Origin of the sequence: Sphingomonas crusticola (assembly GCF_003391115.1) — a bacterium.
GTDB classification, from domain to species: Bacteria; Pseudomonadota; Alphaproteobacteria; order Sphingomonadales; family Sphingomonadaceae; genus Sphingomonas_I; species Sphingomonas_I crusticola.
Genome location: NZ_QTJP01000001.1, coordinates 2523484 through 2536598 on the forward strand (window position 1 = coordinate 2523484; position 13115 = coordinate 2536598).

The 13115-nt window shown below is 64.7% G+C and carries 12 protein-coding genes and 1 tRNA gene; 7 read left to right on the plus strand and 6 right to left on the minus strand.

Annotated elements, in window-relative coordinates; genetic code table 11:
• Positions 1-36 precede the first annotated feature (36 nt).
• The gene (locus DX905_RS12045) at positions 37-519 is read right to left on the minus strand and encodes a cupin domain-containing protein (protein ID WP_116091556.1); all 483 of its coding nucleotides are present in this window, start codon (positions 517-519) and stop codon (positions 37-39) included.
• Positions 520-568: 49 nt separating this feature from the next.
• Positions 569-1060, minus strand: a complete 492-nt coding sequence (locus tag DX905_RS12050; protein ID WP_162875588.1) for a cupin domain-containing protein — start codon at positions 1058-1060, stop codon at positions 569-571.
• 41 nt (positions 1061-1101) lie between these two features.
• Here DX905_RS12050 and DX905_RS12055 point away from each other — a divergent pair, with 41 nt between their 5' ends.
• The 3 genes from DX905_RS12055 (at position 1102) to DX905_RS12065 (ending at position 3918) form a co-directional block, all read left to right on the plus strand.
• Positions 1102-2355, plus strand: coding sequence for a serine hydrolase domain-containing protein (locus DX905_RS12055; RefSeq protein ID WP_116091558.1), 1254 nt, complete (start codon positions 1102-1104; stop codon positions 2353-2355).
• A 45-nt stretch (positions 2356-2400) separates the two neighbouring features.
• Positions 2401-3270, plus strand: a complete 870-nt coding sequence (locus DX905_RS12060) for an alpha/beta hydrolase family protein (RefSeq protein WP_116091559.1) — start codon at positions 2401-2403, stop codon at positions 3268-3270.
• Between the two features lie 168 nt (positions 3271-3438).
• Positions 3439-3918 (plus strand): metal-dependent hydrolase, encoded by a 480-nt coding sequence (locus DX905_RS12065; RefSeq protein ID WP_116091560.1) that lies wholly within the window; start codon positions 3439-3441, stop codon positions 3916-3918.
• A gap of 172 nt (positions 3919-4090) precedes the next feature.
• Here DX905_RS12065 and DX905_RS12070 read toward each other — a convergent pair whose 3' ends face one another.
• Positions 4091-6016: a CocE/NonD family hydrolase gene (locus tag DX905_RS12070; protein WP_116091561.1), complete on the minus strand. Its 1926-nt coding sequence runs from the start codon at positions 6014-6016 to the stop codon at positions 4091-4093.
• A 185-nt stretch (positions 6017-6201) separates the two neighbouring features.
• On the opposite strand from DX905_RS12070, the gene DX905_RS12075 reads away from it, so the two are divergent.
• Complete coding sequence (locus DX905_RS12075) at positions 6202-6579, plus strand: GIY-YIG nuclease family protein (protein WP_116091562.1); 378 nt, start codon at positions 6202-6204, stop codon at positions 6577-6579.
• Between the two features lie 24 nt (positions 6580-6603).
• On the opposite strand, the gene DX905_RS12080 is transcribed toward DX905_RS12075, so the two are convergent.
• Positions 6604-7581 carry an NAD(P)H-quinone oxidoreductase gene (locus tag DX905_RS12080; protein ID WP_116091563.1) on the minus strand — a complete coding sequence of 326 codons (978 nt, stop codon included), beginning with the start codon at positions 7579-7581 and terminating at the stop codon, positions 6604-6606.
• 168 nt (positions 7582-7749) lie between these two features.
• Between DX905_RS12080 and DX905_RS12085 the strand changes: the two genes are divergently transcribed.
• From DX905_RS12085 to DX905_RS12095, 3 genes are all read left to right on the plus strand, one after another.
• Positions 7750-7947 carry a DUF1192 domain-containing protein gene (locus DX905_RS12085; protein ID WP_116091564.1) on the plus strand — a complete coding sequence of 66 codons (198 nt, stop codon included), beginning with the start codon at positions 7750-7752 and terminating at the stop codon, positions 7945-7947.
• 117 nt (positions 7948-8064) lie between these two features.
• Positions 8065-10380 (plus strand): ATP-dependent Clp protease ATP-binding subunit ClpA, encoded by a 2316-nt coding sequence (gene clpA / locus DX905_RS12090; RefSeq protein ID WP_116091565.1) that lies wholly within the window; start codon positions 8065-8067, stop codon positions 10378-10380.
• A 136-nt stretch (positions 10381-10516) separates the two neighbouring features.
• Positions 10517-12163, plus strand: coding sequence for a M28 family metallopeptidase (locus DX905_RS12095; RefSeq protein ID WP_116091566.1), 1647 nt, complete (start codon positions 10517-10519; stop codon positions 12161-12163).
• 21 nt (positions 12164-12184) lie between these two features.
• Here the strand turns inward: DX905_RS12095 and DX905_RS12100 are convergent.
• Together DX905_RS12100 and DX905_RS12105 are read right to left on the minus strand one after the other, a co-directional pair.
• Positions 12185-12258 (minus strand) — tRNA-Gly (locus DX905_RS12100).
• 34 nt (positions 12259-12292) lie between these two features.
• Positions 12293-13093 carry an ABC transporter substrate-binding protein gene (locus DX905_RS12105; RefSeq protein ID WP_116091567.1) on the minus strand — a complete coding sequence of 267 codons (801 nt, stop codon included), beginning with the start codon at positions 13091-13093 and terminating at the stop codon, positions 12293-12295.
• Between the last annotated feature and the right edge of the window lie 22 nt (positions 13094-13115).

The following is a 13115-nucleotide window of genomic DNA, read 5'->3' on the forward strand; positions in this document are numbered from 1 at the left end:
GATCTGCGCCGGCGCTAGAAGATCGACGAAGGGGCATTAGCGGGCGGCCGCGGGTAATGGGCGGGGGACGTGCATGGTCAACATGACGAGCTTGCCGCCATCGATGCCGAACCAGTGCGGCGTTCCTTCGGGGACAAAGAAGGTGTCCCCCGGCTTGAGCGGGCGGCTAGTGCCGCCGACGATCCGACCGCCATTGGTGTCGCCATACCAATGCTTGGCGTCGGCGAGCGCGCCGCCCGAAACCAGCGTGCCCGAGCCCGCGAGCACGATCACGAACTCGGCTTCGGTGAGGTGCGCGGCGGCCTGCTTGGGCCGCACCCAATATTCGACCGCGACCGTGTAAGGCGGCAAAGCGAGGAGCGGACGGTAGAGCATCTCCTGGTCAGGTTTGATGTCATGCGCCATGCTGGCGATCATCGTCCGCACTTCGGCGGAACGGGCGAAGGCGGTTGGATCGGGCGGCGTCTGCGCTTGAGCGACGCTGGCGAGGCCGGCAACCCCAAGCACAAACAGCCGCATCTCATCCTCCCCGAAATTTGAAAGCGACGTTATCTCCCGCCGCGCCCCCTCACAAGCGCGGCACCTCCGACGACGGCGGCAGGTGCATCGCCAGCGTCACCATCACGCCATCGATCTGATTGAACCAATGCGGCGTGTTGGCCAGCAAGAGGAAGACGTCACCCGCAATCAGACGACGGACGGTGCCGCCCGCGATCCCGGTGCCGACGATATTGTTGCCGATCGTGTTGGCACCCACCAGCGTGCCGCCCAATATCACCGTGCCGCTGCCCTGAACGATATAGACCAGCTCGGCATCGTGGATATGGGCGTTGGCCGGGGTCGCGGCGACGCGATACTCCAGCAAGGCGCGGTAGGGCGCGAGGCGCAGCAACGGCTGGACCAGGTTTGCCTGGCCCGGTTTCATGGCCGCCTTGGCCTTGGCGATCAGCGCCAGGACGTCGGCGGACGTGGCGAAGGTCATAGAGTCAGCGGGAAACTCCGCCATGGCCGGTGCCGCCGCTGCCAGAGCCCATGCCATTCCCAGTGCGATCACGCGCATCCGTGCCTCCTTTCCCAGCAGGCTAAACCGGCCGTTCAATCATGGAAACCTTGCCGATCCAGCTGTGGCGTTGGCGCGTCGCGATGATGGTGGCACAAAGACGCATGCGACATGTGACCTTGGCGATCGGGCTGCTATTTGCGAGTGCGGCCCCGGCGGCGCTTCCAAGCGACAATCCCCATAGTTCGGCGCTGGACCAGGCGGTGGAGGCATCCCTTGCCAAATCTTTCGGCGGCCCGTGCCATGTGGGGCTGTCGCTGGCGGTCGTGCAGGGCGGCCGTGCGCAATTCTACAATTACGGCGAGAGGTCGCGCGGGGGTGCCAGCCTGCCGCGGCCGGATACGATCTACGAAATCGCATCAGTCACCAAGAGCTTCACCGGCGCGCTGGCGGCCAAGGCTATCGCCGACGGCAAGGTCACGCTCGATGGCGATTTCCGCGCGTATCTGCCCGGCGCCTATCCCAACCTGTCGTGGCACGGCCGGCCGATTACCTTGCGGACGCTGGCAACGCATCGCTCGGGGCTGCCGCGCGACATCCCCGACACGGATCCGATCTTCGCCCGGCACGATTTCGACACGATCACGCGGGATCTGATCGCGGCCGAGAAAGGCTATGACCGGAAACGCTATCTGGCCGATCTGCACAGCATAGCGCTGCGTAGCTCGCCCGGCGCCAGGTTCGTTTATTCCAACATTGCGATGAAGGTGATCGGCTTCGGACTGGAAACGGCCTACCGCCTGCCGTTCGCAACCTTGATGACGCGCTTCATCCTGCAGCCATTGCAGATGAAAGACACAGGCTTCGACGTTCCCACAACCAAGCGGGCGCGGCTGGCGAAAGGATATGGGCGCGACGGTTTGGAGCAGCCTTATCATCTCGCCAATGCGGGCGCGGCCTACGGGCTATACTCGACCGCGGGCGACATGGCGCGCTATGCACGCTGGCAGCTCAGCGAACAGGATCCCGTCATCCGCCGTGCCCACCGGCGGTTGGCGGGCAGCGCCAGTGACGGAGCGGCGCTGATTTGGAATGTCGGCGTGGACCGGGGCGCACGGCTCTTGTGGCATGGCGGCGGCACGTTCGGCATGACCAGCCAGCTGGTGCTCTATCCGGATGCGCGCGAGGCCTATGTGCTGCTGGGCAATGACAGCTGTGCGGGCACGGAGGGGGCGCTCAAGGCCATCGCACTGGATGTGCATGCATGGCCGGCTGGTTCGCGGCCGCAGCTCGTCGACCCGGCGGCAGCTCGACGATCATCCACCGCTGGCATTGATCCCACAGATCGGGAATGATCGACAGGACGGTGCCGACCCGGCATCCTGCGGCAGGGGATTGCTATGTTAGGTCGCCTTTTCGTGATCGGCGCATCGTTCGCCATGGCCGCCCCGGTCATGGCGCAGAGTGCGGCCAATCCGATCGTCGCGGATATGCCGCGCGACGCCGCGCATCCGGCGCGGCTCGAGCAGGTCCGTTACCCGACCGGCGGCGTTCAAGTGCCGGCGCGCCTGTTCATTGCCGCGGGCGCCGGGCCGCACCCGACCGTGCTGCTGCTGCATGGCTTTCCCGGAACGGAGCTGAACCTCGATCTCGCACGGGTCCTGCAGCGCTCCGGCTGGAATGTGCTGGCAATCCATTATCGTGGCATGTGGGGTTCGCCCGGCCCATTCAGTTTTGGCAACACGATCGAGGATGCGCATGCCGCGATCGCCTGGCTACGCTCGCCGGCGGCGGCCGAGTTCGGCGTCGATACCAAGCGGATCGTGGTGGTGGGTCACAGCATGGGCGGCTTCGACGCAGCGATGCTGGGCGACGATGCGCAACTCGCCGGCTATGTGCTGATCTCGCCGGCGGACGTGACCAAATTGTTTTCGGCGCCCGTCACGCAAAAGGCGCGCGCCGGCTTTGCGCAGAGCGCGGTTTCCATCAATGCAACACTGGACAGTGTTACCGCCGACGTTCGTACACATGGGGCGCAATGGGATTGGGCCAAGCGGGCCGGCCAAATGAAGGGTCGGCCGGTACTGGTGCTTACGTCCGACGACGGGCTGGCGCCGGTCGGGGAGGCGGCTGCACAAGCGGCGTCGGCCGCGGGCGGGCCCAAGGCAATGATCGTCCACATGACGACCGATCATAGTTTCAACGACCAGCGCGTGGCGCTGGCGACGACGGTGCTGGACTGGCTCATGCGGAATTTCGCGCGGCCTTGACTGAGCGCTTCGTCCCGATCGAGGCAGGAAGCGGTACCCAGCGAGCGCGCCACCGAACGAGCAGGAATGCTCGTAACGAGGGTCTGCCTACCGGCAGGGATAGTGGAAGGCCGCCGAACTCACTGATAGCGTAACGTCTGCTCACCCAGAGACACGCGGGAACGACCGGTGCCATTCACGCCCTTCCACCTAGGCCCTGGCGCGCTTTTCAAGGCCCTTGGCGGCGACCGGTTCAGCTTCACTATCTTCGCCGGCTCCCAGATCCTGATGGACGCCGAGCCCCTGGTGCGAATGATCCGTGGCGACGCGGTTGTTCACGGCATCAGCCACACCATATCCGGGGCGTTGGTGGTGGCGCTTGTGGCAGCGGCGGTTGGTCCAGCGTCCGGCAACGCGGCGATCCGCATCGCGGGTTTGGTCGTTCCCCCGATCGGCTGGCGCGTTGCGCTGTTCAGCGCGTTGGTCGGCACCTATTCCCACATTGCGCTCGATGCCGTGATGCACGCAGATATGCGCCCGCTCTGGCCGATCGCCGACGGGAACCTGCTCCTGCATCTCATCTCCGTCGAAGCGCTACACCTTCTGTGCATGATGTCGGGTCTGCTGGGCGGCGGCCTTCTCGCCGCGCGCGCTTTACGCGACGTCTGAGGGCCGACCGGTAACGGTTGGCAGACGTTCCCGAGGCAATTTGGCCCGGCACCACCCTCGTCATGGATGCTGAAACGCGTTCAGCATGACTGAGAAAGACGAAGCGGGGCCCCGGCTCAGGGCCGGGGCGAAGGAGTCAGGGGACCATGAACGCTCGACTCGCTGCCGGCTCTCAGCCGCCCTGCGCCACATCTACCAGCGGCAGCCACACCGCGCTTGGCTGACTCGCCGAGCGCGACAAGGTGACCGTCGCCTTCTGGTAATCGCCGGGCTTGGCGAAGAAGATGTTCGGAACGTATTTCTGCGGGTTGCGGTCGTAGAGCGGGAATTGGCTCGACTGCACCTGCACCATGATGCGGTGGCCCGGCTGGAAGACATGGTTGGTGGTCGGCAACGCGAATTTATATTCGACCGTCTTGTTGGCCGGGATCGCGCTCGGATGCTCGAAGCTTTCGCGATAGCGGCCGCGGAAGATGTCCATCGCCACCGCCAGCTGATAGCCGCCGAGCTCGGGCTGGTCGGCCATCTCGTCGGGATAGACGTCGATCAGCTTGACCACGAAATCGCCGTCCGTACCCGTGGTGGAGGCGAACAAATCCGCCACGGCCGCGCCGCTGATCCGCACCGGCTTGTCGAGCACGTCCGTGGTATAGCTCAGCACGTCCGGCCGGGCATTGGCATGGCGCTGGTCGCTGACCAGCCACGGGCCCCATTGGTCGCGATTGCTGAAGCTGGTCGGGCGCTGGACGTACGGTACCGGGTGGGCCGGATCGGACACATAGGAATCGCCCGCCTTGCCCGCCGACGGCTTGTCGAAGCTCAGGCTGAAATTGCCGGTGAGGTAGATCGGCGTGAGCGGCTTGGCGCAGCCCTGCTGACAAGCGAGCGGCCAATTGGCGAAGCGGTCCCAATGATTTTCGCCGGTATTGTAGATCTGCACGCGCGGCATATCGAACCTGGGCGCGCCATCCTTCAGATATTGGTTGAAGAAGGGCAGGATGACGTTGCGGCGGAAATCGGTGGTGGTGTCGCCGGCCCATTTTAGCGGCCCGAGCATGTAGCCGGCGCGATTGACCTGGCTGTGCATCCACGGGCCCATCACCAGATAATTATTGTCGAGGTGGCCGGCGGCCTTGAGCGCTTCCCAGCTATGGATCGCGCCCCACATATCCTCCTGATCCCACAGGCCCTGCAGCCACATGGTCGGCACGGTCGAGGGGCGGGCGACGACGGCCTTGTCGAGCGCCTGACCCTGCCAATAGCTGTCATAAGCGGGATGCTCGGCCATCCGGCGCCACATTCCGAACTGGTCGATGCCGTGCGCCTTGGCGAAGTCGCCGGCGGAGCCCGCCTTCAGATAGGCGTCATATTCGTCGGCGTTCGACGTGATCAGGCTGGCTTTCTGCTTCTTAGGGCTCTCCTGACCGACGATGTACGGGAAGCTGCCCTGGCGGTAGGCGCCATAGTGGAACCAATCGTCGCCCATCCAGCCGTCGACCATCGGGCTTTCCGGCGCGGCGACCTTGAGCGCGGGATGCGGATCGAGCAGCGCCATCACGACGGTGTGGCCTTCATAGGAGGAGCCGATCATGCCGACGCGGCCGTTGCTCTCCGGCAAATTCTTTACGAGCCAGTCGATCGCGTCATAGGCGTCGGTGGTATTGTCGACCTTGGTCGGGTTGAGCGGGCCGATCGGCGGGCGCGTCATGACATAGCCGCCTTCCGAACCGTGGAGGCCGCGCACGTCCTGAAAGACGATGATGTAGCCGGCGTCGGCGAACACGTCGTAGCTTTGCGGCAGGATCGAGCGCATCACCCCACTCTTGTTGCGCGTGGTATGGCCGTCGGCGTCGTAGGGCGTACGGTTGAGCAGGATGGGGGCGTTCTTGGTGCCCTTATGCTCGACGATCACGGTGTGGAGCTTGACCCCGTCGCGCATCGGGATCTCGACCTCGCGCCGGACATAATCGTAGCTATCGGTCGGCTCGACATATTTGTCGGGAAAATCGGTGCCGCTTTTCGGGAAGACCGGCTCGGGCGCCTGCGCGCGGGCGAGGGTGGAGGTGGCGAGCAGGAGCAAAGCGAGCGTCTTGGTCATAGCGTTTCCCGTCAGAGCGAATGTGACAGCTTAGAAAGGCACAACCCTGCGTGTCGAGGGCTTTGACGTAGTTCTGCACTCAACCCCGTCCGGCGGCGCTTCCGTTACGCGTTGCCCCCCCCGCGTGGCACGATCGACCCTGAAACAAGTGCAGGGTGACGTAGATAGCTGATCCGTGATCCGTCATGCTGAACTTGTTTCGGCATCCATCGCGAGGCAGATTTCGCCGGGTGAGGGAGCGGCAACCCTCTGTCTATATTCTGGCAAGCGGGCCTTATGGCACGCTGTATATCGGCGTGACGTCGGATCTCATGGCGCGGCTACACCAGCATCGGCAGGGCGTGACCGGCGGGTTTACGAGCAACTACGAGGTGAAGCGGCTGGTCCGTTTCGAGATTCTAGACGACATGCCGGCAGCTATCGCACGCGAGAAGCAGCTGAAGCGCTGGCATCGCGACTGGAAGATCAACCTGATCGAGCAGGATAACCCTGATTGGGCTGACCTAGCTATCGGATTGGGCTTACTTCCGTTGGATAGCCCCTGGCCGCCGAATGGACCCTGAAACAAGTTCAGGGTGACGGTGTTCCTAGCCCATCGTGAGCACGACCTTGCCGACATGGTCGCCATCTTCCAGCCGGGCGTGCGCCCCGGTTGCATCGCGCAGCGGGAAGGTGGAATCGATGATCGGCTTGAGCTTACCCGCTGCCAGCAGAGGCCACACGCTTTGCACCAGCGCATCGCGGATCGCGGTCTTGAAGGGGACGTCGCGGGCGCGCAGCATCGAGCCGGTCAGCGTCAGGCGTTTGCGCATCATCAGTGCGATCGGCAGCTCGGCCGTGGCGCCACGCCGCGAGGCGATTGAGACGTGGCGGCCTTCTTCGGCGAGGCAGGCAAGGTTGCGCGGCAGATAATCGCCGCCGACCATGTCGAGCACGACATGAACGCCATCCGGGGCGAATGCCTTCACCTCCGCGACAAAGTCCTGCGCCTTGTAATCGATCGCGTGGTCGGCGCCGATCTCCAGCGCGCGGCGGCATTTGTCGGGCGAGCCCGCGGTGACGATCATAGTCAGGCCGAAGGCCTTGCCGAGCAGGATCGCCATCGTGCCGATGCCGCTGGTGCCGCCGTGGACGAGGATCGTTTCGCCGGGTGCGGCGCGGCCGCGCTCGAACAGGTTCGACCAGACGGTGAACAGGGTTTCCGGGAGCGCCGCGGCCTCGACCATCGACAAGGCTGGCGGAACCGCGATGCACTGACCGGAGGGAGCGACGGCATATTCGGCATAAGCGCCGCCTGCGACCAGCGCCATCACCGGGCGGCCGAGCAGGCGCGCGTCGCCGCCTTCGCCGAGCGCGACGACTTCGCCGGCGAGCTCGAGGCCGAGGATGGAGGGAGCGCGGGGCGGGGGCGGATATTTGCCCGCGCGCTGCATGAGGTCGGGCCGGTTCACGCCGGCGGCAGCGACCTTGATCAGCAATTCGCCGGGGCCCGGTGTGGGGACGGGCCGCTCGACCGGCTGCAGCACTTCCGGGCCACCGGCTTCGGCAGGGTCGATGGCGATCATCGTTTTTGGGATCGTCACTGCCTGACCCTTTCGTCATCCCAGCGAAGGCTGCGATCCATGTCTATAGTATCTCAGCGTCGGCGCCCGTTGGAGCAGCCATGGACCCCAGCCTGCGCTGGGGTGACGGTTGCATTTGACAGACTCGCGCGAAGGGTCAACCATTCGGCAATGGATCTGGAAGACTATCTTCCCAAGACGCCCGGCGATCCGCTCGCCGCGCTGACGAAGCAGGATCTCGATCCGCTGTCGGTCGACGAGCTCCACGCGCGGATCGCGACGCTGGAGGCGGAAATCGCCCGCGCCCGTGCCCGGATCGATCATGCGGTCAACCATCGCTCGAGCGCCGAAAGCCTGTTCAAGCGATGACGGCAAACGCCGTCTTTAGGGCGCCCAAGCAGGGGGAGCTTGATTGGACGGCGGCGCGTTCCGACATTGGTGTCAGCAGGGCGGCATCCTCGCTGCCCCTGCGGGAGTAAACATTACATGCCTAGTTTTGCCCGCGAGCTCGAACAGACCCTCCACAACGCGCTGACGGCCGCGTCCTCGCGCCACCATGAATATGCGACGCTGGAGCATCTCCTGCTCGCTTTGGTGGACGACGAGCACGCGTCCAAGGTGATGACGGCGTGCGGGGTCGATCTCGATGAGCTCAAGGAGGCGGTCGCCACCTATCTCGACAGCGAGCTCGATGCGCTCAAGACCGAGACCGGCAACGATCCGTCGCCGACATCCGGTTTCCAGCGCGTCGTCCAGCGCGCGATCCTGCACGTCCAGTCGTCCGGCCGCGAAGAAGTGACCGGCGCCAATGTGCTGGTCGCCCTGTTCAGCGAACGCGAGAGCTACGCCGTCTATTTCCTGCAGCAGCAGGATATGAGCCGCCTCGATGCGGTGTCGTTCATCAGCCATGGCGTCGGCAAGGCCGGCCAGCCGGGGGAAAGCCGCGAGCCGAAAGGTGCCGAGGAAGAGAAGGCGCCCAAGAGCGAGGGCGGCGGCAAGAAGAATGAGAGCGCGCTCAAGCAATTCTGCGTCGATCTCAATGCCAAGGCCAAGGACGGCCGGGTCGATCCGCTGATCGGGCGCGGTCCGGAGGTGGACCGCACGATCCAGATCCTGTGCCGCCGCTCCAAGAACAACCCGCTTTATGTGGGCGATCCCGGCGTCGGCAAGACCGCCATCGCCGAGGGACTGGCGCGCAAGATCGTCGAGGGCGACGTGCCGGAGGTGCTGCTGCCGGCGGTAATCTATTCGCTCGACATGGGAGCGCTGCTGGCGGGCACACGCTATCGCGGTGATTTCGAGGAACGGCTGAAGCAAGTCGTGACCGAGCTCGAGAAGCTGCCGCATGCGGTGCTGTTCATCGACGAGATCCATACCGTGATCGGCGCGGGCGCGACCAGCGGCGGGGCGATGGATGCGTCCAACCTGCTCAAGCCGGCTCTGTCGGGCGGCACGATCCGCTGCATCGGCTCGACCACCTACAAGGAGTTCCGCAATCATTTCGAGAAGGACCGGGCTTTGCTCCGGCGCTTCCAGAAAATTGACGTGAACGAGCCGACGGTCGAGGATACGATCAAGATCCTGACCGGGCTCCGCACCGCCTTCGAAAGCCACCACAAGGTCAAGTACACGACCGAGGCGATCAAGTCGGCGGTGGAACTGTCGTCGCGCTACATCAATGACCGCAAGCTGCCCGACAAGGCGATCGACGTGATCGACGAGGTCGGTGCGATGCAGATGCTGGTGCCGCCGGCCAAGCGCAAGAAGACGATCACCGCCAAGGAGATCGAGGCCGTGATCGCGACGATGGCGCGCATCCCACCCAAGTCGGTCTCGACCGACGACACCAAGGCGCTCGCCACGCTCGATACCGATCTCAAGCGGGTCGTGTTCGGGCAGGATGCGGCGATCAACACCTTGTCGTCGGCGATCAAGCTCAGCCGGGCGGGCCTGCGCGATCCGGACAAGCCGATCGGCAATTATCTGTTCACCGGCCCGACCGGCGTCGGCAAGACCGAGGTCGCACGCCAGCTGGCGTCGATCATGGGCATTCCGCTCCAGCGGTTCGACATGTCCGAATATATGGAACGCCATTCGGTCAGCCGGCTGATCGGCGCACCTCCGGGCTATGTCGGCTACGATCAGGGCGGACTGCTGACCGACGCGGTCGACCAGAATCCGCATTCGGTGCTGCTGCTCGACGAGATCGAGAAGGCGCATCCGGACCTGTTCAACATCCTGTTGCAGGTGATGGATAACGGGAAGCTGACCGATCACCACGGCAAGACGGTCGATTTCCGCAACGTGATCCTGATCATGACCACCAATGCCGGCGCGTCCGACATGGCGCGCGAGAGCCTCGGCTTCGGCAATCTCACCCGCGAGGGCGAGGATGAGGAAGCGGTCAAGAAGATGTTCACGCCGGAATTCCGCAACCGTTTGGATGCGATCGTGCCGTTCGGTTACCTGCCAACGCCGGTGATCGCGCGCGTGGTCGAGAAGTTCATCCTGCAGCTCGAACTGCAGCTCGCCGACCGCGAGGTGCATATCGCGCTCGACGAGGAGGCCAAGGCGTGGCTGACCGAGAAGGGCTATGACAAGCTCTATGGCGCGCGGCCGATGGGCCGCCTGATCCAGGAGAAGATCAAGCAGCCGCTCGCCGAGGAATTGCTGTTCGGCAAATTGGTCAGCGGCGGCGAGGTCAAGGTCCATATGAAGGACGGCGCGCTCGCCTTCGAGATCGTGCCGGCGGCACCCAAGCCGAAGCGCAAGGGCAAGCCCAAGGCCGAAGCCAAGGCATAAGCCTCAGGTGTGACGAACAAGGCGCCCGGTGGAGAAATCCGCCGGGCGTTTTTTTTCTTATCGTCACCCCGCCTTTGCCGGGATGACAGTTTGATCCTGATTGAACCGTGGCGCCTTGCCTGCCAGACTTGCGGCCATGAAAAAGCTCTCGCTGCTCCTCACCCTGCTCTCGACTGCCGCATTCGCGCAGGCCACTCCGCATTTCGATCCGGCGCGCCTGTCGCATCATGTCGAGATATTGGCGTCCGACGCCTATGAAGGGCGCGGGCCGGCGACGGCGGCCGAGCCCAAGGTGATCGATTATATCGTCTCCCAATTTAAGGCTGCCGGTCTCCAGCCAGGCGGCGACCTTAAGGGCGGCACGCGCCTCTGGACCCAGGACGTGCCGCTGCTGCGCGCATCGATCGTGGGCACGCCGACGCTCGGCATCACCAGCAACGGCACGGCCATGCCGTTGACGCAGGGCGAGCAGATTGCGGTGCGCGCGGCGCTGACCGGCGAAAAGCATGTCTCGCTCAAGGACGTGCCTTTGGTCTTCGTCGGCTATGGCACGAGTGCGCCGGAGCGAAAGTGGGACGACTTCAAGGGCGTCGACGTGCGCGGCAAGATCCTGGTCGGGCTGATCAACGATCCAGATTTCGAGACCGGGCAGGGCGACTTCGGCGGCAAGGCGATGACCTATTATGGCCGCTGGACCTACAAATATGAGGAAGCCGCGCGGCGTGGGGCGGCGGGTGTGCTGATCGTGCACGAGACTGCGCCCGCTTCCTATGGCTGGGCGACGGTCAAGAATTCCAACGCCAACGTCCAGTTCGATATCGTGCGCGCGGAACCCAAAAAGGCGCACACGCCCTTCGAGACCTGGATCCAGCGCGATCTCGCGGTGAAATTATTCGCAGATTCAGGGCTCGACTTCGAGGCGGCGAAGAAAGCGGCGCAGGCACGCGACTTCACGCCGATGCCGCTCGAGGCGACCTTGTCGGCCGATTATGCGGTCGATGCCGGGACGATCGTCTCGCACAATATCGTCGGTCGGCTGGCGGGCGCGCAACATCCCGACGAGACGATCGTCTATTCGGCGCATTGGGATCATCTCGGCGTCGGCCAGCCTGACGCGAAGGGCGACCGCATTTATAATGGTGCGGTCGACAATGCCGACGGTATCTCAGTGCTGATCGAAACCGCACGCGCCTTCGCGGCCGCGCCCCGCCCCGACCGTTCGGTGCTGTTCCTGGCGGTGACCGCCGAGGAGAAGGGCCTGCTCGGCTCCGAATATTATGCGGCCAACCCGCTCTATCCGCTGGCGACCACGGTCGGCATGCTCAACACCGATGCGCTCAGCACGGCCGGGCCGGCGCACGACTTCACCATCTCGGGTAATGCCAAGCTCGGTCTGCTCGACGACCTGATCGCGGAAGGTGCCAAGCAGGGACGAACCTTTACCCCCGATCCCCAGTCGGAGGCGGGCCATTTCTACCGCTCCGACCATTTCCCGCTCGCCAAGCGCGGCGTGCCCGCCATCTCGATCGGCAGCGGCGAGGATCTGGTCGAAGGCGGCAAGGCGGCGGGCAAGGCCGACAGCGAAGCCTATGTGCGCGACAAATATCACCAGCCGGCCGACGAGTGGACGCCAGCCTGGAATGCCAAGGGACAGGCGGTCGACGCCGAGCTGATGTTCGCGCTCGGCCAGCGCCTCGCCAATTCGCGCGAGTGGCCCAATTGGAGCGCGGACAGCGAATTCCGTGGTGCCCGCGACGCAACCGCCGCAGCGCGTAAGCCCTGAGCGGGCGGAAATGGCTGATGGTGGAGCGGGTAGAGGGAATCGAACCCTCGTATGAAGCTTGGAAGGCTACCGCTCTACCATTGAGCTATACCCGCGCGCGGCCCCCATGCCATTGCCCGGCGGCGATGGTCAATGTCTGTAGCGCAGCTGATCCGACAATGTACGAACGGCAGCCGGGAAAGATGGGCCGCCGCAATCGGCGAGCGAGCCCGGAAGATAGAGGCGCGGTATGTCTGCGATCGCGGGATGCTCCAGCATGGCGCTGCCGAGATCGCGCGCCTGTTTGCCGCCCGTGATCAGGAAATCGGGGCGGGCGGCGACGAATTCTTCCAGCGACAGGTTGGACAGAGCCGGGCGGCCGAGCTTCGTCGCCAGATTTACCAGCCCGACGCGGCGCACCATCTCGTCCATCAGCGTGCCACCGCCCGAGAGATAGCCGCGTCTCTGATAGTCGGCGGCGACGCGCCCGTAGCCGGTGCGCGGAATGGTCGCGAGCGCGGCATCCATGCGTTTGATCAGCGCCTCGCCCCGCTCGCGGTGGCCAACCGCGCCCGCGACGAGCCGCACCTGCGCGACGATATCGGCGTAGCTGTTGGCGGGGGGCACGGCCACGACCTGCGCCTTGAGCCCGGCACGCAGTGCGGCGTCCGCCTGGCCCGGCCAGCCAGTGAGCAGCAGATCGGGCTGGCGCGCAAGCAATGCCTCGGCCGAGGAGTCAATTGTCGGGAAGTGCGCTGCCTGACGCGCGATCGGCGACATGGCAGGCATGTGCGAGAGGCGGGTGAGACCGGCAATCTGGCTTGGATCGGCCAGCACGACCAAAAATTGATCCGCGCACAGGTTGAGCGACGCGACGCGGCGGGGCGGCGCCCCGTGCGCGGGCAAAGCGAGCGCGAGGAGGAGGGCGAAAAGAGGCAAACGCACGCGCATAGGGCAGCTCTACGGGCAAGTA

Bases quoted from the DNA above. Each gene is read 5' to 3' on its own strand.
- DX905_RS12105 (WP_116091567.1), bottom strand. From the start codon at position 13,093: ATGCGCGTGCGTTTGCCTCTTTTCGCCCTCCTCCTCGCGCTCGCTTTG.
- DX905_RS12095 (WP_116091566.1), top strand. From the start codon at position 10,517: ATGAAAAAGCTCTCGCTGCTCCTCACCCTGCTCTCGACTGCCGCATTC.
- DX905_RS12070 (WP_116091561.1), bottom strand. From the start codon at position 6,016: ATGACCAAGACGCTCGCTTTGCTCCTGCTCGCCACCTCCACCCTCGCC.
- DX905_RS12085 (WP_116091564.1), top strand. From the start codon at position 7,750: ATGGATCTGGAAGACTATCTTCCCAAGACGCCCGGCGATCCGCTCGCC.
- DX905_RS12045 (WP_116091556.1), bottom strand. From the start codon at position 519: ATGCGGCTGTTTGTGCTTGGGGTTGCCGGCCTCGCCAGCGTCGCTCAA.
- DX905_RS12075 (WP_116091562.1), top strand. From the start codon at position 6,202: ATGCTGAACTTGTTTCGGCATCCATCGCGAGGCAGATTTCGCCGGGTG.
- DX905_RS12080 (WP_116091563.1), bottom strand. From the start codon at position 7,581: ATGATCGCCATCGACCCTGCCGAAGCCGGTGGCCCGGAAGTGCTGCAG.
- DX905_RS12055 (WP_116091558.1), top strand. From the start codon at position 1,102: ATGGAAACCTTGCCGATCCAGCTGTGGCGTTGGCGCGTCGCGATGATG.
- clpA (WP_116091565.1), top strand. From the start codon at position 8,065: ATGCCTAGTTTTGCCCGCGAGCTCGAACAGACCCTCCACAACGCGCTG.
- DX905_RS12050 (WP_162875588.1), bottom strand. From the start codon at position 1,060: ATGCGCGTGATCGCACTGGGAATGGCATGGGCTCTGGCAGCGGCGGCA.
- DX905_RS12060 (WP_116091559.1), top strand. From the start codon at position 2,401: ATGTTAGGTCGCCTTTTCGTGATCGGCGCATCGTTCGCCATGGCCGCC.